Raw genomic sequence first — 24,240 nt, 5'->3', positions numbered from 1 at the left:
CGGGCTCGCCCCGCCGATCGCGCGTGACGGCACGGCGTGTCCGGCGGATCGGGCGCGGCCCCCGGCCCTGATCCGCCGGACGAACCGAAGGGGGAGGGCCGCACCACGGCCCTCCCCCTTCGCTCTACGCCCCGCCGTGCGGTCCGCGCGGTCAGGAACCGCTCATGGCCTTCTTCAGCTCGGCCGCCGCGTCGCGGTACACCGCCAGCAGATCCAGGTCCTCGCCCGGGTAGTTCGCGACCGTGACCTGCTTCGCGCCCGAGTCCGGCAGCACGGTGCCGGTCGACATGTGCGCGTTGTCGAGCACGAAGGCGGGCTTCTTCGCCGAGAGGGAGGCCAGCTGCGCGGGGGTGACCGGCTCGGGGCCGTACGTGCCCACCGGTGTGGCACCCGCGAGACCGGCCGCCCAGGCGGTGAACACCTGGGCGACGACCGTCGGGCTCTTGCCGTCCGGCCAGGCGGCCTTGAGTTCGCCGTTCAGCTTCGTGACCTCTTCGTCGAGACGGGCCTTCCACCGCGAGGCGGTGTCCTTCGTGCCGAACAGGCCGCCGAGACGCTCGACTTCGGCTCCGGCCTCGGCCGGGTCGTTGTCCAGGTTCACCTCGACGAGCCTCGCCTTCGAGCCGGCCGCCTCCTTGATCTTCGCCGCGTACGGCTCGAACGGCGCGTACAGCACGAAGTCCGCCTTCGCGACGGCCGCCAGGTCGGACGGCTTCGGGTCGTAGTCCGGCGCGTGGTGCACGGACCGCGGCACGATCACCGTGACGTCCTCGGCGCCGGCGGCCTTGGCGAAGGCGCCCTCCCAGGTGGTCGTCACGACGACCACCGGCTTGTCCCCCGCCCCCTCGGTGCCGGTGCCGGAGGCCGGCTTGTCCTCCCCGCACCCCGCGAGCAGCGGCAGCGCCGCGCTCAGTGCGACGAGGGAAGCGAGACGGGCGGTACGGACGCGGGTGCGCGCCATGGGCTGTTTCTCCGTTCGGGGATGAGATGCGCGGCGAGGACGACAACCCCCGCCGTCAGGACGAGGACCGGGCCCGGAGGCCAGTCCAGCCACAGGGCCAGCAGGAAGCCCGTGACGTTGACCGCGACGCCGATGCCGACCGCCCACAGCGTGATCGACCCCAGCGAGCGGCCCAGTCGGCGGGCCGCGAGCGCGGGCAGCAGGGTCAGCGCGTCGACCAGGAGCGCCCCGGTCAGCTTGATCGCGCCGGCGACCGCGACCGCGACCAGGACGAGAAGAGCCGTGGTGAGGAAGCCGACCGGCACCCCCGAGCACTGGGCGAGCTCACGGTCGTACAGCAGCAGCGCCACCTCGCGGCGCCGCCACCAGAACAGTCCGGGGACGACCACGGCGAGCGCGCCGAGGACCACGAGGTCCGCCGTGCCGACCGAGAGGATCGACCCCCACAGCAGGGCGAAGGCCCCCGACGCGTTGACGCCGGAGACGGCCAGGACGAGCAGCGCGGCGGCGATGGCGAGGCTCATCAGCAGACCCATCGCCCCCGAGAGCCCCGCCGGCGTCCGGGCCAGCGGCGCGACACCCGCCCCCGACAATGCGCACGCCACCAGGGCGCACACCATCGGATCGATCCCGGTCAGCAGCCCGACGGCGATGCCGAGCAGCGCCACGTGCATCATCGCGAACCGCACCGGCATGATGTCGAGGCCCACGATGACGACGCCGATCACCGGCAGGCCGACGGCCGCGAGGAGCAGCGCCACCCCCGCCCGCTGGACCGGTACGAGCTGGAGCATGGCGCCGAGATCGGCCGCCGCGAGCGCGCTCACCGCACCTCCCGCAGCCGCCCCGCGGCCATCTCCAGGACCCGGTCGCAGCGGTCCGCCAGCGCCCGGTCGTGGGTCACGACCACGAGCGTGACCGGCAGCGCGGCCAGCACGTCGGCCGCCTCCTCCTGCCCCTCGAAGTCGAGGGCGGCGGTCGGCTCGTCGGCGAGCAGCACCTGGGCGCCCGCCGCGACACAGCCGATCGCCCGCGCCAGGTACATGCGCTGCAACTGCCCGCCGGACAAGGTGCCCACGGGACGCGAGGCCAGTGCCCCGACCCCGAGCCGTCCGGCCGCGAGCAGCGCCTCGCCGGGCGCCCCGCTGCTCGCGAGCAGCTCGTCGCCCCGCAGCGGGAACCGGCCGGCGGCGGGCTTCTGTGGGATCCAGGCGCACGACCGGCGCCGCCAGGCCCAGTCGGCGGCCGAGCGCGCGACGCGCCCGCCGACCTCGATGGAGCCGCTCGTCCGCCGGTGCATCCCGAGGACCGCCCGCAGCAGCGTGGTCTTCCCGGACCCGTTCGTCCCCGTCAGGGCGACCCGCTCGCCGGCGGCGATCTCCAGGTCCACGCCCACCACGGCCTCGGCGCGGCCGTGCCGGCAGGCGACCCCGCGCATGCGTATGTCCAGTCCGCCCATCCCCTGCCTCTCGCCGCTTCCGTGCCGGTGCGGTGGAGGAGTCGTACGGCGGGGCCGCCGAGTTCCCGGACCGCCGCGGGAACCGCGGGGGACCGCGGCCCGACCTCCTCCCCGACGTCCCTTCCGAAGCAGGAGTCCCCATGAATCGCAGGCAGTTGCTCCGCGCGACCACGGCCGTCGGCGCCACGGCCGGCGGGGCCGCGGGCGCGCTCGCGGCCCCGACGACCGCCCAGGCGTCCACCGCCGGAGCGACCGGAGCGACCGGACCGAGCGGGCCGCTGCGGGTCCACGTGGTGATGTTCGACGGCGTCGAGGAGCTGGACTTCGCCGCCCCGTACGAGGTCTTCTCGGCGGCCGGGTTCTTCACCCCACGCCCGGTCGAGGTCCGCTACGTGTCGGCGACCGGAGCCCGGTCGGTCATCGCCGCCTACGGCACGGAGGTCAGGGGCCCGCACCGCTGGGCGCCCGACGAGGCGGACGTCCTCGTCGTCCCCGGCGGCGGCTACGCCCGCCGTGACAGCCCCGGGGTGTGGGCCGAGATCGACCGGGGCATCCTGCCCCGCGCCCTCGCGGCGGCCTCCTCCCGCCCCGGCCTCACCGTCGCGGCCCTGTGCACCGGGGTCATGCTGCTCTCCGCCGCCGGGCTCACCCGCGGCCGCCCCTGCACCACGCACCACAAGGCGAAGGCCGATCTCGCCCGGCAGGGCGGCCTGGTGAAGAACGCGCGGGTCGTCGACGACGGCGCCCTCGTGACGGCGGGCGGCATCACCTCGGGCCTCGAACTCGCCCTCTGGCTCACCCGCCGCGAACTCGGCGCCGACACGGCGACCGGCGTGGAGACCATGCTGGAGTACGAGGCCCGGGGCACCGTGTGGACACCGTGACCCTTCCGCCTGGGATCGGGACGGCCCGGCCGGCGGAGTCGCTCCGGAGGATCTGTGAAGCGTGCCGAGCCCACGACGCGGCGGGGCCGCCGGTCATACCGGCGGCCCCGCGCTGTGTCACTCGGTCCTGCGACCGTCGGCTAGGACACCGACGGGTCGTGCGCCTCCAGTTCGGCGAACTGCATCCGGTAGTGGCCGGCGGAGTCCTTGGAGAGGCTGGTGCCGGTCACCCGTATGTACCGGGCGTTCTGGGTCGGGAACGGGAACTGCTGGACGGCGTTGGCGGGCTTGGGGTAGCCGGTGCGCTGGGCCACCCTGGTCCAGGTCGTACCGTCCTGGGAGACCTCGACGAAGAAGTCGACCGGGAAGCCGCTGCCGGTGTCGGCGGCGCCGTCGTTGCGGGGGTAGAGGTTGATCCAGCCCACCGGCAGGGACGCGCCGAGATCGACCTTGGCCCACTCCTGGTGGTTGGCCGTGGGCGTGTTGTCGCTGCTCCAGCCCTGCAGGCCGGGCAGTGCGGAGGGGTTGCCGTCGGTGAGCGCGGCGGCCGACCAGCCGGGGCCGGCGTAGCTGCTGCTCGCGGTCACCGCCGCGCCCTTCGCCACGTTACGGCTCTCCCGGGGCAGCGACTTGCCGCTGTACGCCCCCAGCCCGCTGAACTGCATGTGGTATTCGCCGCCGCTGTCCGTGCTCAGCTTCGTCCCGGTGATCCGGACGAACCTGCCCGGCCGCGGCTCGAAGAGGAAGTGCTGCGGTGAGCCGTCGGGCTTGGGGTAGCCGGTGCGCTGGGCCACCTTGGACCAGGTCGTACCGTCCTGGGAGACCTCGACGAAGAAGTCGACGGGGAAGCCGTTGCCGGCGTCGGCCCCGTCCGTGCGCGGCCGCAGCGTGATCCAGTTGAGGCTCTGGAGGGTGCCGAGGTCGGCCGTCACGTGCTCGGTGTGGTTCGCGCCGATGTCGCTGGAGCTGCTCCAGCCGGTGGCGGTGCTGTTGTCGACCAGGCCGCCCGGGCTCCAGGTCGCGTCCACGTAGCTGCTGCTGGCCGTGACCGCGGTGCCCAGGGCCAGGTTGGGCTGAGCCGAGTTGAAGGCCTTCTGGCCGTACACCTCGATCTCGGACAGCTGGAGCCGGTAGTCGCCGGGAACCGCCAGCTTGGTCGCGTTGACCCTGACGTACCGCGCGTTGCGATGGTTGAACGGGAAGGCCTGGACGGCGTTCCCGGGCCGGGGGTAGCCGGTGCGCTGGGCGACCTTGGTCCAGGTGGTGTTGTTCTCGGAGACCTCGATGGTGAAGTCGACCGGGAAGCTGTAGCCCGTGGACTCCGGTGTGCCGGTGCGCGGGTAGAGGCTGACCCAGTTCACCGACTGGCGGGTGCCCAGGTCCACGGTCACGGACTCGGTGTGGTTCGCGCCGGTGGTGTCGTTGCTGCTGAAGCCCTGCGAAGCGGCGGTGGAGCCGCGCCGGCCGTCCACGATGTGGGAGCGGCTGAAGCCGTCGGCCTCGTAGCTGCTCGTCGACGTGACCGGGGCGCCCTTGGCGAGGTTGACGGCGGAGGAGAGGAGGTAGCGGCCGCCGCTCGCCTCCAGCGCGGCCAGCTGCATCTGGTAGCGGCCGAGGTGGTCCTGGGACAGCTTGGTGCCGGTCACCTTGATGTAGCGGGCATTTTGCGCCTGGAACCAGAAGGACTGGCCGGCGTCACCGGGCCGGGGGTAACCGGTCTGGTTGACGACCGGGGTCCCCCAGGTGGTGCCGTCGCCCGACAGCTGGACGGTGAAGTCGACGGGGAAGCCCAAGCCGGTGCCGGCACCGTCGTTGCGCGGGCGCAGGTTGACCCAGTTGAGCGACTGGCTCGCGCCGAGGTCGACCGTCACGGATTCGGTGTGGTTGTCCAGAGACGCGTTGCTGCTCCACCACGTGGAGGGGTTCGCGTCGACGAGGGCGCCGGCGGGTCCGCTCGCGACACTGCTGCTCGCGGTCACGGCCGTGCCCACGGCGAGGTCCGGGACCCGCGGATCGTAGGCCTGGTCGCTGAACGCCTCCAGCTCGGCGAACTGCATGTGGTGGTCGCCGAGCGTGTCCTTGGAGAGCTTGGTTCCGGTGACCTTGATGTAGCGGATCTGCTGGGTGTCGAAGGGGAATTCCTGCGCGGCGGCGTCGGGGCGCGGGTAGCCGGTCCGCTGCACCACCTTGGTCCAGGTGGCGTTGTCCGGGGAGACCTCGACGGTGAAGTCGACGGGGAAGCCGGCTCCGGTGTTGGCGCCGTCACCGCGCGGACGCAGGTTGATCCAGTTGACCGAGCGCGGTGCCCGCAGGTCGACGGTGACGGACTCGGTGTGGCTGGCGCCCGTGTTGTCGGCGCTGCTCCAGCCGCTCTTGGTGCTGCCGTCCACCAGGCCGTTCAGGGTCCATCCGGGCCCTTCGTAGCTGCTGCTGGCCGTGACGGTCATGTTCTTGGCGAAGTTGAAGGCACCCGTCGCGAGCTTCTGGGGACCGTGGACCTCCAGTTCGGCGAACTGCAGGTGGTAGTCGCCGTGCGGGTCGGTCGACAGCTTGGTGCCGGTGACCTTGACGTAACGGGCGTTGGCGGTCTCGAAGGAGAAGGACTGGGCGGCGTTGCCCGGCTTGGGGTAGCCGGTGCGCTCGATCACGCTGTCCCAGGTGGCGCCGTCCTCGGAGACCTCGATGGTGAAGTCGACGGGGAAGCCCTTGCCGGTGTCGGCGCCGTCGTTGCGCGGGTACAGGTCGACCGAGTTCAGGGCCTGGCGTACGCCGAGGTCCACGGTCACCGATTCGGTGCGGTCGCTGTTGGGGCTGGCGGTGGTGGTGCTCCAGCCGTTCGAGCCGGGCTGGGAGTCGCGCCGGCCGTCCACCAGGGCGCTCCTGCTCCAGCCATCGGCCTCGTAGCTGGTGGTGGCGGTCACCTGGACGCCCTTGGCGAGGTTGGGACCGGTGTGGGCGGAGCCGGCGGTCAGCGGGGTGTCGAACGTGTAGCCGCCCTGGCTGGAACCCTTGCCGGGCCAGACCGTCAGGGAGTTGCCCTGTGCGCGGCCCCAGAGGTCGGGGCGGCCGTCGCCGGTCAGGTCGGTGCTGGAGGACAGCTCGGGGTAGGTGGAGGCGCCGACCCCGGTGAGGATCTTCACGGGCTGGGCGGACTCGCCCCAGGAGCCGAGGTCGAAGCGCCCGTCGGGCGTCTTCTTGCCGACGTACTGGTAGACGTCACCCGTGTCGTCCCGGCGCACCCACAGGTCGGCGATGCCGTCGCCGGTGGTGTCGCCGGGAGCGATCAGGGTGTGACCGCGCCAGCTGTTGCCGCCGATCTGGATGGGGTCGCTCTGCTCGTCCAGGTACCGGCTCTCGGAGCCGTAGTAGAGCCACAGCTTGTCCCCCTCGCGGACCAGCAGGTCGGCGAGGGCGTGGGTGCCGTTGAGGGAGCGCGGACCGCCGGTGAGATCGTCGACGGCCAGGATCTGGGTGTCGGCGTCGTGCCAGAAGTCCGTGCCGGGGCCCTGGCAGTCGCCTGCCTCGGCGGCGTGGCGCGGGCAGGCCACGGTGAGCTCGTAGGCGTCCTCGGGGCGCACGATGCCGTAGCCCGTGTTGGGGTAGACGTACAGCTTCTGCCGCTTGTCCACGTCGTCGTACCGGCGGACCAGGAGGTCCTCGATGCCGTCGTTGTTCCAGTCGCCGCGGTGGCTGATCAGGCCGCCCTGGAGGGCCGCGCCGCCGTAGGCGGCCGTGCCGAACCTGCCGTTGCCCTGGCCGAGGTAGCTGCGCAGGGTGCCGGAGGGGTCGAGCGACCAGGCGTCGGCGTTGCCGTCGCCGTTGAGGTCGCCGGGGCGGTCCTTGGCGCCGGTGCCGTTGGCGTACAGCAGGTACGCGCGCTCGTCCGAGCGGTTGCCGACCCGGTCCAGGCTGTACGCGTAGACGTAGCCGGGGCCGACGGCGGGCGGGGTGATGGTGACGGTGGCCGAACTGCCCGGTGCGCTGCTCACGTTGACACCGCGCTCCTGCGGGTCCCAGCTGGTGCGGTAGCGGTACGCGACGACGTCGCCGATGCCGGCCGCGCCGAAGGTGAACTTGCCGGCGGTGACACGCGCCTTGCCCGTGACGGCGGGCCAGCCCGCGTCGCCGTCGGGGTACTCGGGAGAGGCCACCGTCGGCGGCTTGCTGGGCCGTTCGCGGTCCACCTCGAAGGACTTGACCGCGCTCCAGCCGGAGTACGCGCCGTCCTGGTCCTTCGCGCGGACCCGCCACTGGTAGGAGCCGGTGGGGATCTTCGCGTCGGGCAGGGCGAGGGTGGCGATGCGGCCGCGCTGGGCGGAGATGTGCTCGTCGACCACGGGGGCCTGACCGGGCTGCCACACCTGGAAGTTGGCCTGGAGGTTTCCGGCGTCGGCGTCGTTGATGAGCGCGTGGACGCTGATGTGGGTGTTCCCGATCAGCGGGTTGCTCGGGTTGGTGCCCAGTTCCGTCGGGACGTCCGGGGCGGTGTTGTACTCGGTGGACAGGACGGCCGTCTTGGGGTCGAACTTCTTCCAGGCGAAGGTGTCGCCCTCGTCGGCGGCGTACATGCCCAGGGTGATCGAGTTGTCACCGGCCGCCGCCACCTGGCGGACCTTGTGGGTGACGTCGAACTCCAGGTTGCCCTCGGGGCAGTCGGAGCTGCCCTTCCAGCCCTTGGATTCGTTCTTCCAGTCCAGCAGCGTCCTCTGGGTCGGCTGGTTGTACCAGTTGGTGCCCGCGTGGATGCCGCCCGTGGTGTCCCAGAGCTGGACGACACGGGCCTGGCAGGACCAGGACCAGGTGTTCTTGATCCGGAAGGTGGACGCCTTCACGTCCTTGCCCTTGATGTTGGAGGTGTCCAGCTGGAAGAAGGAGCGGGACAGCCCGTTCGTCTTGTTCTCGTAGCCGACTCGGGCGACGTCGTTCGCGTTCCAGTACGTGTTGTCCTTGTACACCGCCGAGACGCGGGTCCAGTTCTGCCGCTTGCCCTCGGCCCAGGACGGGTCGATGAAGACGGGGTAGACCGTCTCGGGGTCGGTCAGCAGGCCGCGGTCGGGGGTGATCTCCAAGGACTGCCCCACGACCCGGGTGGTCATGAGCGCGTCCCTGGCACCGGGGCCCGGCTCGAAGGGGTCGTCGCCGTCAGCGGCCGCGGCCCGCGCCGTACCGGACCCCGGCGCGGCGATCTCGGTGGAGTCCCACATCATCGGCGCGGGGCTGACGAAGGCGGCCTGGCCGGCGGGGTTGCGGGCGTAGAGGTTGCCGGTGGCATCGGCGGTGACGGAGAGCCCCACCGTGCCGATGCCGAGCTTGAGGGTGGCCAGGTCCGGGTGCGCGGCCGCCGAGGGGGTCTTGACGACCAGCAGCTGGGAGAACCCGTCGACGTCCGCCTTCAGTTGAAGGTCCACGTCCGGGAGGATGTTCGCGTACGTCGCGACGTTGCCGTCCAGGGTCGGCCTGGGCAGCGGCTTGGGCCAGCTCAGGTCCATCCGCCGGCCGTCCTCGGCGACCTGGGCCATCGGGCCGGCGCCGCCGGAGAAGGACATGGCCACCGTGGTGGCCGTGGGAACGACCCGGCCGTCCGCGGCGAAGGTCAGGGTGGGGTCGGTGGGCACCCAGTCCTGGCCCACCAGAACCCGGACCGCCGATCCGTAACGGTCCACCGAGAACGAGCCGTTGGGGTTGGCCCAGGTGTCCGAGTTCTCGGTCCGGCGGGAGAGCAGCTCGGCGCGCTTCCCGGTCGCCTTCGCCTGGGCCGAGGCCGTCTCCGCCTCGGTGGGTTCGGCCCCGGTGGGGGCGGCGTCGGCGACGGGGAGCAGGCGCGATGCCTGCGGTACCGGGGGCTGCAGGGCGGCGACCGCGCCCAGCATGGCGGTCGCCAGTCCGGCGGCCGCGACCCGGCGGCCGAGGAACCGCAAGGACGGTCTTTCTCGCAAGGCAGACACCTACTGCTCCTTTGTGGGCTGATGTTGCGGCGGACCACGACCGCCCCACCACGGAGGGCGCCCATCGCTCACGTGAGGCTGTCCCATGTGGGGGTCATCAATTCCAGTTGTAATGGAATCAACTGTGGTTGATCCGGCGGTGTTAGCGTACCTGCCTCCAACCATGTGGTTCAGCCTGGGAGTTGAAGTGAGTAGGTTCACAAGTCGTTCCGCGGGGGGCTCTCCCCGGGTACGCAAGCCACTGAGCTGGGCCGTACGGCACGCTCTCGCCTCCACGCTGGTGCTCACCGGGCTCGTCCCGGCGAGCGCCGCGGCCGTGACCACCTCGGGCTGGCAGCCCCCACAGCTCAAGCAGCCCTCGGCGATACCCGTCGCCCCGGCCAGGAGCGGCCACAGCGCCGCTCTCAGCAGGCCGGACCAGACGGCACTGGCCCTGGCCGAGGCGGCCGCCTCGCGCCATCCGAACCCGAGTCGGCTGCCGTCGAAACCGTATTCCGCCGAGCTGACGGCCAGTGGTGCAGAGGACGCCGAGTCCTTCCCGGTCACCCTGGTCTCGCTCTCCGGCCGGGCGCCCCACGCGGCACCCGCGAAGCCCTCGCAGCGCGTGAAGGTGACCGTCGCCGACCACGAGGCCGCCCGACGCTCCGGAGTCCAGGGGCTGTTGTTCAGCATGGCCGGTACGTCGACCGCCCCGGGCCGGGCGAAGATCCGCGTCGACTACTCGGCGCTCCGGGACACCTACGGCGGCGACTGGGCCTCCCGCCTGCGCCTGGTCCAACTGCCGGGCTGCGCGCTCACCACCCCCGCCGTGCCCCGCTGCCGCGTGCGCACCCCCCTGCCCACGGTCAACGACACCGGAGCCGGCAGCCTGACCGCCACGGCCCCGGTGGCCGTGGCCCCCAAGGACGGGACGTCTTCCGCCCGTTCACTCGCCGCCGGCGCGGCGGCGACCGTGCTGGCCGCCGAGGCCGGCAGCTCCGGTACCAACGGCGACTACAAGGCCACATCCCTGCAGGCCTCCGGCTCCTGGAGTGCGGGCAGCTCCTCGGGCGGCTTCAGCTGGACCTACCCCCTCGGTTTCCCCGCCGTGCCCTCCGGTCTGGCGCCCAAGCTGTCGTTGAACTACTCCTCGCAGAGCGTGGACGGCCGTACCTCCGCCACGAACAACCAGCCCGGCTGGGCAGGCGACGGCTGGTCGATGGAGCCCGGGTTCATCGAACGCCGCTACCGCTCCTGCAACGACGACATGGAAGGCGGCACCAACACCGAGAAGTCCGGTGACCAGTGCTGGTTCACCGACAACGCCACCCTGAGCCTCGGCGGCCGGACCACCGAACTCGTCTTCGAGCAGGGCAAGGGCTGGCACGCCCAGTCCGACAACGGCGAGCGGATCGAGAAGCTCACCGGCGCCTCCAACGGCGACGACGACGGCGAGTACTGGAAGGTCACCACGACGGACGGCACCCAGTACTTCTTCGGGCTCAACCGCCTCCCGGGCTGGTCCGCCGGCAAGACCGAGACCAACTCCGCCTGGACCGTGCCGGTCTACGGCAACCACGCCGGGGAGCCCTGCCACAACAGCTCCTTCTCCGCCGGCTGGTGCAAGCAGGCCTGGCGCTGGCAGCTGGACCACGTGGTGGACGTGCGCGGCAACGCGCAGGCGTACTACTGGAACGCCGAGACCAACAACTACGACCGCGGAGCCGTCGCCAGCGCGGACAAGGGCACCCCCACCACGTACACCCGCGGCGGCTGGCTCGACCGGATCGACTACGGTCTGCGCGCGGACTCCGTGTACTCCGCCCCGGCCATGGCCCAGGTGAAGTTCGACGTCGCCGACCGCTGCACCGACGAGTGCGGGCTGTTCGACAAGGACCACGCCGACAACTGGCCCGACGTACCCGTCGACCAGCACTGCGCCGACGGCGCCGCCCAGTGCGAAGGCCAGTACAGCCCGACCTTCTGGTCGAAGAAGCGGCTGACCGGCATCACCTCCAAGGTGCTGACCGGCGGCACGTACAAGGACGTCGACACCTGGGCCCTGGAGCAGACGTTCCCGCCCTCCGGCGACGGCACCGCACGCCCCCTGTGGCTGTCCACCATCCAGCGCACCGGTCACACGAACGGCAGCATCACCCTGCCCAAGGTCACCTTCCTCGGCCAGCAGCTCGCCAACCGCGTCGACAAACTCGGCGACGGGCTCGCGCCCTTCATCCGCTACCGCGTCTACCAGATCAACACCGACACCGGCGGCAGCATCGGCATCATCTACTCCGCCCCCGGCTGCACCGCCACCGCCCTGCCGCCGGCCGACGCGACGAACACCACCACCTGCTACCCGGTGAAGTGGGCCTTCGAGGGCGAGACCGCGAAGCTGGACTGGTTCAACAAGTACCTCGTCGAGGAGGTCGACGAGGGCGACAACCTGGCCGAGACCCCGGACGTCGTCACCCGCTACAGCTACCTCGGCGGCGCCGCCTGGGCCCAGGGCGACGACGAGTTCACCAAGCCCGAGGACCGCACGTACGGAGACTTCCGCGGCTACGGCCGGATCCAGGTCCGCAAGGGCGACGGCCTCGACCGCCGTTCCCTCACCGAGTCCCGCCACTTCCGCGGGATCGACGGCGCCGAGGTCGCCGACTCGACCGGGGCCGTCGTCACCGACCGCCCCGAGTTCGCCGGCCAGACCCGCGAGAGCATCGTGTACGACGGGGAGGGCGGCGCCTGGGTCAAGGCCACGTCCAGCGTCCCGTGGCGGTCCGACGTGACCGCGACCCGGCACCGGGACGGGCTGCCCGACCTGGAGGCCCGGTTCGGGGGAGTGGAGAAGGAGATCACCCGGGTCAAGACCTCCACCGGCGAACGCAGGACCTCCACCACCCGCACCTTCGACTCCGTCGGCATGGAGACCACCTCCGCCGACTCCGGCGACGAGTCCCGCAGCGGCGACGAGAAGTGCACGCGCACCCAGTACGCCCGCAACACCGGACTGAACCTGCTGTCACTCCAGGCCCAGGTCGAGACGGTGGCCGTCTCCTGCGACTCCGCCGTCAGCCGCCCGGCCGACGTCATCTCCGACCACCGCAACGTGTACGACGGCGGCTCCTACGGCAGCGCGCCCACCCAGGGCAACGTCACCCGCACCGAGGTGATCAACCCCGACGGCGACGGCTACTCGCCCAAGGGCAGCACCACGTACGACGTGTACGGCCGCCCGACCACCGTCACCGACCCCTACGGCAAGAGCACCCGGACCGACTACACGCCGGCCACGGGCGAGGTCGCCACGAAGACGGTGGTGACCAACCCGCTCAACCATGTCGCCACGACCACCTACGAGCCGCTGCGCGCCCTCCCGATCGTCCAGGAGGACCTCAACAAGAAGGTCTCCACCACCCAGTACGACGCTCTCGGACGGGTGACCAAGGTCTGGCTCCCGGGCCGCGCGGCCGCCACGTACCCGGACAGCCCGCACCTCTCCTACACCTACCTGGTACGCACCGACGGCCCGATCGTCGTGGCGACCAGCACCCTCACGGAGAACAGCGGCTACCGCACGACGTACGAGTTCATGGACGGCCTGCTCCGCAGCCGGCAGATCCAGCAGCCGTCGCCCGGCGGCGGCCGACTGGTCAGCGAATCGTCGTTCAACACCCTCAACCAGAACTGGAGGAACTCCGGCAAGTACTACGCCGCCGGCGACCCCTCCGACGTCCTGGTCACGGGGGCGGAGCTGAGGTACCCGGCCGCCACCGAGACCGTCTTCGACGGCGCCGGCCGCGTCACCGCCGTCGTCAGCAAGAAGTTCGGTGACGAGCAGAGCCGGATCACCACGATCGACGAGGGCGACCGGACCACGATCGTCCCGCCGGCGGGCGGCACCGCCAGGACCACCCTCACCGACGACCTCGGCCGGACCGTCGAGACCCGGGAGTACACGAACACCGCACGCACGGCCTACGAGTCCACCCACTACGCCTACGACCGGCTCGGCCGCCTGGCGAAGGTCACCGACGCGGCCGGGCGGAACTGGACGTACGGCTACGACGTACGCGGCCGCAAGACCTCCGTCGACGACCCGGACACCGGCACCACCCTGATCACGTACGACATCGGGGACCGGGAGACCGACACGAGGAACTCCCTGGGCACCGTCCACCACACCGACTACGACGCCCTGGGACGCAAGACCGCGGTCAAGGTCAACGGCGTCCTGACCACCGAGTACGTCTTCGACACCGTGGCCAAGGGCAAGCAGACCGCGGCCAAGCACTACGTCGACGGCCACGCCTACGTCTCCGAGGTCACCTGGTACAACAACCGCTACCAGGCCACGGCCTCACAGCTCACCATCCCGGCCGTGGAGGGCGCCCTGGCCGGCGTCTACAAGTGGACCGCCGGCTTCAACGCCAACACGGGCAAGCCGGAGTACTCCGAGGAGCCCGCGGTCGGCGGCCTCCCCAAGGAGCGGGTCGCGATCCGCTACGACGGCGACGGTCTGCCCGTCGCCACCACGGTCGGCGGCGCCATGCTGGCGGGTGCCACCACCTTCGACCACTACGGGCGGACCATCAGCACCGAGCTGGGCGAGGTCGGCAGGAAGGTCCGGCAGGTCAGCGAGTACGACGAGCACACCGGCCGGCCGACCCGCACGGTCACCGACCGCGAGACCGCTCCGCAGCGCCTGGACGACACCCGGTACGGGTACGACCCGGCCGGGAACCTGACCAAGGTCGTCACCGCCTCGGGCCAGGGCGCCCAGCTGACCACGGACACCCAGTGCTTCGGCATCGACGGCCTGCGCCGCATCACCGAGGCGTGGACGGCGAACGACGGCTGCGCCGCCGCCCCGTCGGGCACCACCGTCGGGGGCCCGGACGCGTACTGGACCTCGTACACCTACGACGCCATCGGCAACCGCAGGACCGAGGTGCAGCACAAGGCACCGGGCGGTCCGGCCGCCGACGTCACCCGCACCTACGGCACGCCCGTCACCGGAAGTCGGCTGCCGTCCGTCTCCATCTCCGGCGGCCCGGACCACGGGAAGACGGAGACCTACGCCTACGACAACGCCGGCCACACCGTCCGCAGGCAACTGCCGTCGGGCACCCAGGTGCTGGCCTGGGACAAGGAAGGACACCTGGCCAAGGTCACCGAAGGCACCAGGACCACCTCGTACGTCTACGACAGCGAGGGACAGCGGCTGATCCGCAAGGACGCCTCCGGGGCCACGCTCACCCTGCCCGGCGGCACCGAGGTGCTGATGAAGCCGGACAACACGCTGGTGGGCACGCGCTACTACGCCCACAACGGCGGCACGGTCGCGGTGCGCAGCCAGGGCAAGCTGTCCTTCACCCTCACCGACCACCACGGCACGGGCACGATCCAGGTGGACTCCGCGACGAACGCCGTCACCACGCGGCGGACGATGCCCTTCGGGGCCGCCCGGGGTGCCCAGCCCGCCGGGTGGACCGGGGACCGGGGCTTCATCGGCGGCACGCGCGACGTGTCCACCGGACTGACCCACCTCGGGGCACGTGAGTACGACCCGGCGATCGGCCGCTTCATCTCCGCCGACCCGGTGATGGACCTCAGCGACACACAGCAGATCAACGGCTACGCGTACGCCCACAACAACCCGCTCGCCTCCAGCGATCCGACGGGCCTGTACGACCCCGACCTGAGGGACTACTGCCGGCAGAACCGGTCGGAGTGCGCCGGGGACCGCCTCAAGGAGGAGGAGTCCGCGGAGGACGAGTGGGAAGAGGTCGTGGAGCTCTTCAACGACCACCCGGAAGGCTCCCGATGGGCGCCGTTCGAGGTCGGCCCGGGAGAGGACCGCGGCATCATCATGGTCCGCTTCTACATCCACACGGAGAAGGCCGCCCTCGGCATGCTCGTCGGCGACAACCGCAAATCGACCTCCGACCCGAACGCGCCGTTCCGGATGACGCTTCTGTGGGACACCGCCACGGGCCAGTGTCTGTTCACCGTCACGGCGTCGGAGACACCGGCGAGGAACGAGGCCAAGAAGGTGGCCGCGGACCCGGGGAGCAAGGCGCCGTGGAAGTGGGAGACGACGACCATCCCCGGCCGAAAGATCCCGGCCCGCCCGATCGACGTCGACGGATTCAGCGGTGACACGGTCGTCGAGGGCCACAACGTCGTCAATCTGCACAACAAGGGAGCGAGCGTGTCCCCGGAGAAGCTCGACGTGGGCATCCACGCCGTCAACAGCCTCATGAGGCTCTTCGCGGTGGACGCCAACCTCACGGTCGAGGCGACGAAGACGGACGTGAAGATCACACGGAAGGGCGACCCCTATCCGGACATGGAAGTGTTCCAGTACCGCAAGGGCGTCGAGCCACGGGTGATCGCCCATGACAGCATGGCCAGCCCGACCGGGCTGGACTCCATCCCCGCGGATCCGAAGTTCAAGGTCAACCGCTCGTGGGTGAACGGCGAATGCGTCAGCGGCTGCTGACACCCACCCGATGAACCACCGGCCCGGCACCCCTCTCCCGGAGGGGCGCCGGGCCGGTGTCGTACGCCGGAGGGAAGCGACGTTCTTTACGGGCAGGAGGTCCAGCGCACCCGTGCGAAGTCGTCGGCAGCGTAGGGAGACTTCGCCAGCGTGTCGAGACCGCTCCCGATGCCGGCCCCGCCGCTGGTGGGCGTGCGGTACGGGTGGGCGGTGTCGGGGCGTCGGCCGGGCCCGACGGAGGTGCCCGTCCGGGCCCGGCCGGTCGGGTCAGGCGCAGGCGCCGGCGTCGAGCGTGAAGGCCGTGGGAGAGGGAGTCGAGCCGGTATGGGTTCCCTGGACTCCGAAGCTCACGGTCGCCCCCGGGGCGATCGTCCGGTTCCAGTCCGTGTGGCGGGCGCTGACGGCGGTGCCGCTCTGGGTGACGGCGGCGTTCCACGAGCTCGTGACGCGCTGGCCGGCCGGGTAGGTCCAGGCCAGCTGCCATCCGTCCACCGCCGTCGGACCGGTGTTCTTGACGGTGATGTTCGCGGTGAAGCCGGTGGCCCAGACGTTGCTCACCGCGTACGTCACCGTGCAGGAGGCGGTGGGCGGTTCGCCGCCGGCGGAGGTCCGCTCGGCGGCGTAGGCGGCGAGCCAGGCCAGCGGCGCGTTCCAGTTGACCGCCACCTCGTTGGTCGAGTACGAGTCGATGTGGTCGACGTAGCAGGCGGCGGGGGCGCAGCCGCGCAGCGTCTCCTGGGCCACGGGGTCCTGGAGCGCGCTGTTGGGGCCGCCCGCGAGCGAACCGGCCGGCGGGTGGGGCAGCGAGGCGTCCAGCTGGTGTGCCCAGAAGCGGTGGTGCTGGTTCTGCGAAGACGACTCGCCGTGGCCGGTGACGTAGGACACGCCCAAGGCGTTGCGGCCCAGCAGGTAGTCCATGGTCTCCAGGGCACCGGCGCGGTAGCGCGCGTCGCCCGTCAGCTCCCCGGCGACGGCCATGACGATGGCATCGTTGGCGACCGCACCGTTCGATCCCCAGAAGTAGCCGTCGGCGGGGACGGGTACGGCGTACCCCTGGGTGGCCATCCTGGACAGGTAGGCGTCGGCCGCGGCGGTCACCGAGGTGCGGATCCGGGCCGTGTCGGCGGCGGGCAGCCCGTTCGGGACGGTGGCCAGGACGAGCCGGCCGAGTGCGGCGGTGTCCGCCCAGCCGAAACCGTACGGGCTGAAGGCGTCTGCGGAGGTGTGCCAGGACGAGGAGGTGACCGCGTCCCGGTAGGCGCTCTCGCCGGTCGCCGCGTACAGCTCGGCCGCGGCCCAGTAGAACTCGTCGGTGACCCGCGTGTCCCCGTAGGCCCCGCCGCCGGTGCTGTCGGAATCCGGTGCGTACATCGCCGGGCTGGTCTGCGCGGCGCTCCACGCCCGGCGTGCGGCCGACAGGCAGCGGTCGGCGTAGGCGGAGTCGTACGGCCGGAAGACCCGGGCGCACTGCGCGGCGGCTGCCGCGAGGTTGAGGGTGGCCGCCGTGGACGGGCGGTGCAGCTCGCGTGGCTGGGAATCCTGTTCGGGGCGCGTCGGCATGCCGGTCCAGGCGGCGTCATGGATCTTGTGGAACGCCATGCCCGCGTGCGGCTTGCCGTCGGGCACCTGCATCCGCATCAGGAAGTCGAGTTCCCACCGCGCCTCGTCGAGGACGTCGGGTATGCCGTTGCCGCGCTCGGGGACGCGCAGGGTGGAGTCGCCCAGCGCTGCTTCCTCGCCCGCTCGCTCGGCCCGCTCGAAGGAGTTGACGAGCAGCCAGGTCGAGATGCCGCCGTTGACCACGTACTTGCCGTGGTCGCCGGCGTCGTACCAGCCGCCCCTGACATCCTGGGTGTAGTCGCACACGCCGGCCTGACACGGGACGGAGACGTCGCCCTTGTTGGGTGCGACGCCGAGGTGTCCGGCCGGGCGCGCGTAGGCGGAACCCACGAGGGAGGCGTCGATCGCGATGCCGCTGCGCTGGTGGTGGAAGAACGCCATGGTGTCGGAGCGCAGTGCGTCGTAGAGGTCCACGCGGATGTCGAAGGGAGCGCTGCTGGTGCCGTCCACGGTCAGGACGTATCCGGTGCCCGCCGTCCGGTGCGAGGAGAAGTCCGCCACATGGACGGACTGTCCGGAGGGGGCGTCCGCCCCGCGAGGGACGGTCGAACCGGAGGCGACCACCGCCCCGGACGCGTCCCGCACCTGCCAGCCGAGTGCCTGCGCGGCCGTGGTGACGACGGTGGCGCGCTTCGGCCCGTCGGGCAGATAGCCGACCTGGTTGACGCGTACGGCTGTGGTGGCCGCCGCCGTCGCGGCGGATGCGCCCGCAGCAGCCTCGGCCGGCACGAAACCCCCGACGAGGAGCGCACCCGTCAGGAGCGTGGCGGAGAGGCGTGCGGGGCGGCGCGGTAACGAGGCCGTGGCGGGGGGCATGGGCGGCTCCTACGGGATGTGGGGGTCAGCGGGAAGAAGCGCCGGTGGCGTCGCTGGCCGGCGGAGAGCCGGGGGTCATCTCGGATGAGCGGGTATCGACTCCCGCCTGCGGCGCACTTCTCCTTCGTCGGCTCTACTGGTGGGGCACAGTGATGGGAGCGCTCCCAAAGAGATCTGCGGCGGACATTAGCGACGCCCGGAGTCGTCGTCAACGGTCCCGACGCGGGCACCACGAAGTCGGCTGCCCGTCGAAGCGCGACGCGCGTGATCCACCGGGGTAGCGTTCGGCGCGCTGGTGCAGGTGACCCACCTGTCGCGAGGGAAGGAACGGACACTGGCCCCCCAGTTGGCGGAGACGCTCTCCGTGGCCCTGCTCGTTCTCGTGCTGGCCTGTGCGGTCATGCGCCCCTTCGGGTGGCCGGAGGCGGTCGTGGCCGTCCCGGCCGCAGTCGTGGTGATCGCGACCGGAGCCGTCTCCTACGGCGACGCACTGGCGGAGGCGGAACGGCTCGCGCCGGTGATCGGGTTCCTGGCGGCGGTACTGGTGCTGGCCCAGCTCTGTGACGACGAGGGGTTGTTCCAGGCATGTGGAGCCTGGATGGCGCGTACGGCGGCGGGTCGGCCACGCCGGCTCCTCACCCAGGTGTTCCTGGCCGCGTCGGCGATCACGGCGGTGCTCAGCCTTGATGCCACGGTGGTGCTGCTCACGCCCGTGGTGTTCGCCACCGCGGCCCGGATCGGCGCCCGGCCGAAGCCACACGTCTACGCCTGCACCCACCTGTCCAACACGGCCTCCCTGTTGCTGCCCGTCTCCAACCTCACCAATCTGCTCGCCTTCGCCGCCAGCGGGCTCAGCTTCACCCGGTTCGCCGCGCTGATGGCCCTGCCGTGGGCGGTGGCGATCGGCGTCGAGTACCTGGTCCTCCGGCGTTTCTTCGCCACCGACCTGGACGCCGGGGCGCGGGCGCCCGCCGCCGACGAACCGCCGCCACTGCCGCTGTTCGCCCTGGTGACCGTGGGATGCACGCTCGCGGGCTTCGTGCTGACCTCGATGGCCGGCGTCGACCCGGCGTGGGCCGCCCTGGCAGGGGCACTCGCGCTCGCCCTCCGTGCCCTCATCCGCCACCGCACCGGTCCCCGGGCCCTGGTCCGGGCTGCCTCCGTGCCCTTCCTCGCCTTCGTCCTCGCTCTCGGGATCGTGGTTCTGGCGGTGGTGGACAACGGTCTCGACGAAGCCCTGGGGCACCTGATCCCCGACGGCACCGGCCTCCCGGAACTCCTCGCTCTCGCCGGGCTGGCCGCCGTCCTCGCGAACGTCATCAACAACCTGCCCGCGGTACTCGTGCTGCTGCCGCTGACCGCCCCAGCGGGACCCGGTGCCGTCCTGGCCGTCCTGCTCGGGGTCAACATCGGCCCCAACCTCACCTACGCCGGCTCGCTGGCCACCCTGCTGTGGCGGCGTATCGTCCACGCCCACGACGGTGAGGTGGAGCTGAAGGAGTTCACCCGGCTCGGCGTGTACGCGGTCCCCGCGAGCCTCCTCGCCGCCGTCCTGGCACTGTGGCTCTCGCTGACCGTCATCGGAGGAGGCTGATACCCATGGCCGTGGTCGTCTGGATCGCCGAGGGCACCTGGCCCGCCTGTGTGGACGCCGCCCGCGCGCACACCCCGGCGGACGCCGAGACCGTCCTGCTGCACGTGACCTCGGTCGACGTCCCGGGTGCGGCCCATGGCGCTTTCGCCGGGCTCATGGGCCGTGGACACCCCTCGGGGAACCGCCCCGCCGAAGGCTGGGGGAGGGACCCCGGAACGCAGTTGGAACACCTCGCGGCCGACTCCGCGAGGCAGTTGCTCCAGGATGCCGCCGACCGTCTGGGGCGCCCCTGCACGCGTACCGAGCGCACCGGACGAGTCGAGTGCGAGGTCGTCGCCGCGGCCGAGGGCTGCGACCTGCTGATCCTGGCCCGGGACGGCGACCGTGCCCACGTCGGACCGCACAGCCTCGGTCCCGCCGCACGCTTCGTCGTCGACCACGCCCCCTGCCCGGTGCTGCTCGTGTGGCCCGAACCGCCGCCGGGACCCCCCACTTCGCCGCCTCCTCTTCCGCGTCGTACCGGCTGACCGTACGGCGCCGGAGGCTGCGTGGATTCACGGGGGCTCCTGGTCGGAGGGGTGGGAGCGAGAAGGGCCGGTGGTGCCTGTGGCCCGGTCGCGGGGCGGCGGATACCGGGCCAGGAGGCGGGTGTCAGTAGCCGTAGATCATCTTGTAGGCGGCCTCGGGGAGGAACTGGCCGGCCGTGGAACCGGTTCCGACGCCGCAGTTGCCGTCGGACTCGCCCGGGGCCTTGATCCACAGCAGCATCTCGGCGCCGCCGCCCAGCCGGGTGGGCGTGCCGATGCGGCGGCCGGCCGCGTTGCACCACTCGCCGTTGGAGCCGTTGCCGTTGCGGCTGGTGTCGACGACGAACGGCTTGGTGTAGCCGTAGCGGGCGGCCAGTTCGCTGTTGACGGCGTTGCCGTAGGCGGTGTTCTGGGCGGTGGTGTAGTAGTTCGAGATGTTGAGGGAGAAGCCGTGCGCCTGTCGGAGCCCGGCTTCGTGGAGGCGCTGGGCCATCGTCGCCGCGCTCACCCAGCCGGGGTTGCCGGCGTCGAGGTAGACCCAGGTGTGGGGGGCCTGGCGGTTGAACTCGGCGAGGGCGCCGCTGATCATGCCCTGGCGTTCGCGGATCTGGGTCTGGCTCAGGCAGCCGTAGTCCGCGAGGGAGTCGGGTTCGAGGACGACGACGGCCGGGCGGTTGGCGATTCCGCCGGCGAACTGCGCGATCCAGGTCGCGTAGGCGGAGGCCGACGAGGCTCCGCCTCCGGAGTGCCCGCCGCACGAGTCGCGGAGGTAGATGTTGTACGCGACCAGGACAGGCAGCTTGTCGTGGGAGTCCGCTGCGCCGACGTACGCGCCCGCCGCCGTGCCGATCGTGCCGCTCCAGGCGCCGAACCAGCGGGCCGTGGGCGTGTTGGCGAGGGAGGTGTTGATCGCGGGGGCCCGGCCGTCGCCGGGGTTGGCGGCGACCCACTTCCTCGCGCTGGAGTCCGGGTCCGTGTAGAACCCGCTGGTCATGGTGGTGGGATCCGCGGCGTGGGCGGACGGGGCGACGACGAGCGCCAATGGCAGTGCGGAGAGGGCTGCGACGAGGGCGCGGAGTCTGCGGCGCATGGCTGTACCTCGATTTCCTGACGGCGGACGCGTCGACCGCTCTCGTCCCGAGCGGTGCGACGCGGTGAGGAATTGCGGTGGTACGAAGTTCCCCGTGCGGCGGCTCACGGAGGCGGTGCCCCGGCGGGGACACCAGCGCACTCCGGACGCACAAGAACCTGTGGAAGCGCTCCCACTGGAAGCGCTCCCAGGCCGTGGTCTGTGCGGCCGAGGTGTGGCCGTATCGTGTGGCGCGCCCATCGCGACTGTCAAGTGCGCCCACTTGAACAGCACTTCACAGGACTAGAGGAAGGGCTTACAGTCCTGAAACTGGAAGCGCTTCCAGACTTCCAGGTGTTCAGATGGCGGGAGGTCGGCAGCTCATGGCGCAAGGTGTGCCGAACCGGCAGTCGACACTCGACGAGGTGGCCGAACTGGCCGGCGTCTCGCGATCGGTGGCCTCGCGCGTGCTCAACAACGCCCCGCACGTCAGCCGCGCGAAACGCGAGGCCGTCGAGCGGGCGGTCCATCGACTCGGATACGTGCCGAATCCGACCGCCCGGGCGCTGGCGACCCGTCAGACCGGTGCGGCCGCCCTGGTCGTCTCGGGAGAGGATCCGTCGATCTTCGCGGACCCGTTCTTCGCTCAGGTGATCGTGGGTGCCTCGGCCGCGCTGGAGGAGGCCGAACTGCACCTGATGCTGTGCCTGGCGGCCTCCGACCGGGGGCGCCGGCGCGTGGAGCAGCTTCTCCGGTCCAAGGGGGCCGACGGATTGATGCTGATGGCGCTGCGCGAGGACGATCCGCTGGCCCGCCTGGCGGAAGAGGCGGAGATTCCCGTGGTGTTCGGCGGGCGCCCGGTCGGTCTGGACCCGCGGTGGTATGTGGACGTGGACAACCTCGGAGGAGCGCGCGCGGCGACCGAGTACCTGATCTCGCTCGGCCGGACCAGGGTCGTGACGATCTGCGGGCGGCTGGACACCGAGGTGGGGCGCGCCCGTTACCGCGGCTACCAGGACGCCATGCTGGCGGCCGGCCTCGAACCGTATCCGCCGGAAGTCGGTGACTTCACCGAGTCGAGCGGCGCGGCCGCCATGGCGGCGCTGTCGGCGCGGCACCCGGAGCTGGACGGAGTGTTCACCGCCAGCGACAACATGGGGGCCGGGGCGTTGCGCACATTGCGTGATGCCGGCCGCCGCGTCCCCGCCGACGTCGCCGTGATCGGCTTCGACGACCTGGCCGTGGCCAGGATCTCCGATCCGCCGCTGACCACGGTGCACCAGCCCGTAGAGGGTCTCGGTCGTGAGATGGCGCGCATGCTCGTCGCGCTCATCAACGGGCAGGCCCCCACCCCACTGATCCTCCCCACGCGTTTGGTCACCCGCGCCAGCGCCTGACGAACCGCCTCCCGACCGGGCCTGGCGTACGGCCCCGTGCTCCGGCCCGCGCTCTAGGTGCGCCCCCCTTCCCCGCTCACGCGTGCGCCCTTCCGCGCTGACTCGCGCGCCGCATACGGCCTGACAGGCCGTCAAGGTGGTGGCAGGGTTTCGACGCCACCTTCTTGGGAGCGCTGTGCCGGGAGGCCCTCAGTAGCCTGTTAACGCTCACATCTTCGAGTCTGGACTGGCTACGCAGCGACTGGTCTCTCCGCATCAAAAACCGGTAACGCCCGTACGAACCCTTGAGTTGCGAGTCTGTTAGCGCTCACAATGTGTCGCGTTCGGCAGCCCGCCGGTCGTCGGGGGCCTACGCACACTCCGCCTCGCCCAGCGCAACCACCGCTGCGCAGCCGCACCTTCGCCGGGCCCGGCCCCTTCAGGGCACCGCCCTGTACGACGCACGTCCCCGAAAGGAACCACGACATGGCCCACAGAGCCCTCCGCGTCATCACCGCCGCCGTTCTGGCCGCTGGTGTGCTGACCGCCTGCACCACCGAGCCCGCGCCCACCGGTACCACCGGCGGCACCGGCAAGGGCTCCTCCGACGGCAAGCTGGTGCTCGGGTTCGCCCAGGTGGGAGCCGAGAGCGGCTGGCGCACCGCCAACACCAAGTCCGTACGCGAGGCGGCCGAGAAGGCCGGCATCACGCTGAAGTTCTCCGACGCGCAGCAGAAGCAGGAGAACCAGATCAAGGCGATCCGCACGTTCATCCAGCAGAAGGTGGACGTCATCGCCTTCTCCCCGGTGGTGGAGTCCGGCTGGGACACCGTCCTCAAGGAGGCCAAGAGCGCAGGCATCCCGGTGATCCTCACCGACCGTGCGGTCGACTCGCAGGACACCTCCCTCTACCGGACCTTCCTCGGCTCCGACTTCGTCAAGGAGGGGCAGGAGGCCGGCAAGTGGCTCGTGAAGGAGTACGAGGGGACCTCCGAACCGGTCAACGTCGTCGAGCTCCAGGGCACCACCGGCTCCGCACCGGCCAACGACCGCAAGGCCGGCTTCGCCGAGGTCGTCAAGGGCGACCCCAAGTTCAAGGTCGTCGCGTCGCAGACCGGGGACTTCACCCGCGCCAAGGGCAAGGAGGTCATGCAGGCCTTCCTCAAGTCCCACAAGGACATCGACGTCCTGTACGCCCACAACGACGACATGGCCCTGGGCGCCATCCAGGCCATCGAGGAGGCGGGCAGGAAGCCGGGCACCGACATCAAGGTGATCTCCGTCGACGGCATCAAGGACGCCTTCGTCGCCATGCAGGAGAAGAAGATCAACGTGGTGGTCGAGTGCAACCCGCTCCTCGGCGACCAGCTGATGGAACTCGCCAAGAAGGTCGCGGCGGGGGAGAGCGTCCCGCGACGGGTCGAGGTCACGGAGGGCGTCTTCACCCAGGACCAGGCCGCGGCCGCCCTGCCCGGCCGCCAGTACTGACCCGACGCCCGCAACAG

General features: G+C 71.3%; 12 protein-coding genes. 6 read left to right on the top strand and 6 right to left on the bottom strand.

The features are described from left to right. Positions 1 to 151 precede the first annotated feature (151 nt). From ACIP8Z_RS10915 to ACIP8Z_RS10905, 3 genes are read right to left on the bottom strand one after another with little or no spacing between them, the layout of a single operon-like run. A complete protein-coding gene (locus tag ACIP8Z_RS10915) occupies positions 152 to 961 on the bottom strand; it encodes a metal ABC transporter solute-binding protein, Zn/Mn family (RefSeq protein ID WP_402081461.1) in 810 nt (269 codons plus the stop codon). Then, on the bottom strand, positions 910 to 1,788 hold the full coding sequence (locus tag ACIP8Z_RS10910) for a metal ABC transporter permease (RefSeq protein WP_402081459.1): 879 nt from the start codon (positions 1,786 to 1,788) through the stop codon (positions 910 to 912). Before ACIP8Z_RS10910 ends, ACIP8Z_RS10915 begins: the two co-directional genes overlap by 52 nt. Next, a complete protein-coding gene (locus ACIP8Z_RS10905) occupies positions 1,785 to 2,420 on the bottom strand; it encodes a metal ABC transporter ATP-binding protein (RefSeq protein WP_402081457.1) in 636 nt (211 codons plus the stop codon). The genes ACIP8Z_RS10910 and ACIP8Z_RS10905 overlap by 4 nt, the downstream gene beginning before the upstream one ends. Before the next feature lie 140 nt (positions 2,421 to 2,560). On the opposite strand from ACIP8Z_RS10905, the gene ACIP8Z_RS10900 reads away from it, so the two are divergent. After that, complete coding sequence (locus tag ACIP8Z_RS10900) at positions 2,561 to 3,304, top strand: DJ-1/PfpI family protein (protein ID WP_402081454.1); 744 nt, start codon at positions 2,561 to 2,563, stop codon at positions 3,302 to 3,304. A 140-nt stretch (positions 3,305 to 3,444) separates the two neighbouring features. On the opposite strand, the gene ACIP8Z_RS10895 is transcribed toward ACIP8Z_RS10900, so the two are convergent. Then, positions 3,445 to 9,249 carry a discoidin domain-containing protein gene (locus ACIP8Z_RS10895; RefSeq protein WP_402081452.1) on the bottom strand — a complete coding sequence of 1,935 codons (5,805 nt, stop codon included), beginning with the start codon at positions 9,247 to 9,249 and terminating at the stop codon, positions 3,445 to 3,447. A 187-nt stretch (positions 9,250 to 9,436) separates the two neighbouring features. Between ACIP8Z_RS10895 and ACIP8Z_RS10890 the strand changes: the two genes are divergently transcribed. Continuing rightward, positions 9,437 to 15,733 carry an RHS repeat-associated core domain-containing protein gene (locus ACIP8Z_RS10890; protein ID WP_402081449.1) on the top strand — a complete coding sequence of 2,099 codons (6,297 nt, stop codon included), beginning with the start codon at positions 9,437 to 9,439 and terminating at the stop codon, positions 15,731 to 15,733. Between the two features lie 267 nt (positions 15,734 to 16,000). Here ACIP8Z_RS10890 and ACIP8Z_RS10885 read toward each other — a convergent pair whose 3' ends face one another. After that, on the bottom strand, positions 16,001 to 18,169 hold the full coding sequence (locus ACIP8Z_RS10885) for a glycoside hydrolase family 9 protein (RefSeq protein ID WP_402081447.1): 2,169 nt from the start codon (positions 18,167 to 18,169) through the stop codon (positions 16,001 to 16,003). A gap of 400 nt (positions 18,170 to 18,569) precedes the next feature. Between ACIP8Z_RS10885 and ACIP8Z_RS10880 the strand changes: the two genes are divergently transcribed. Beyond that, positions 18,570 to 19,763 carry an SLC13 family permease gene (locus ACIP8Z_RS10880; protein ID WP_402082347.1) on the top strand — a complete coding sequence of 398 codons (1,194 nt, stop codon included), beginning with the start codon at positions 18,570 to 18,572 and terminating at the stop codon, positions 19,761 to 19,763. A gap of 5 nt (positions 19,764 to 19,768) precedes the next feature. Next, on the top strand, positions 19,769 to 20,290 hold the full coding sequence (locus ACIP8Z_RS10875; RefSeq protein WP_402081444.1) for a universal stress protein: 522 nt from the start codon (positions 19,769 to 19,771) through the stop codon (positions 20,288 to 20,290). 124 nt (positions 20,291 to 20,414) lie between these two features. Here ACIP8Z_RS10875 and ACIP8Z_RS10870 read toward each other — a convergent pair whose 3' ends face one another. Next, complete coding sequence (locus ACIP8Z_RS10870) at positions 20,415 to 21,380, bottom strand: glycoside hydrolase family 6 protein (RefSeq protein ID WP_402081442.1); 966 nt, start codon at positions 21,378 to 21,380, stop codon at positions 20,415 to 20,417. 362 nt (positions 21,381 to 21,742) lie between these two features. Here ACIP8Z_RS10870 and ACIP8Z_RS10865 point away from each other — a divergent pair, with 362 nt between their 5' ends. Beyond that, positions 21,743 to 22,756, top strand: coding sequence for a LacI family DNA-binding transcriptional regulator (locus ACIP8Z_RS10865; RefSeq protein WP_402081440.1), 1,014 nt, complete (start codon positions 21,743 to 21,745; stop codon positions 22,754 to 22,756). Between the two features lie 465 nt (positions 22,757 to 23,221). After that, on the top strand, positions 23,222 to 24,223 hold the full coding sequence (locus tag ACIP8Z_RS10860) for an ABC transporter substrate-binding protein (RefSeq protein ID WP_402081438.1): 1,002 nt from the start codon (positions 23,222 to 23,224) through the stop codon (positions 24,221 to 24,223). The last annotated feature ends 17 nt before the right edge of the window (positions 24,224 to 24,240 follow it).

The organism is Streptomyces sp. NPDC088553 (assembly GCF_044752965.1).
Lineage (GTDB): Bacteria > Actinomycetota > Actinomycetes > Streptomycetales > Streptomycetaceae > Streptomyces.
This window is presented reverse-complemented; position numbering and strand designations above follow the sequence as displayed.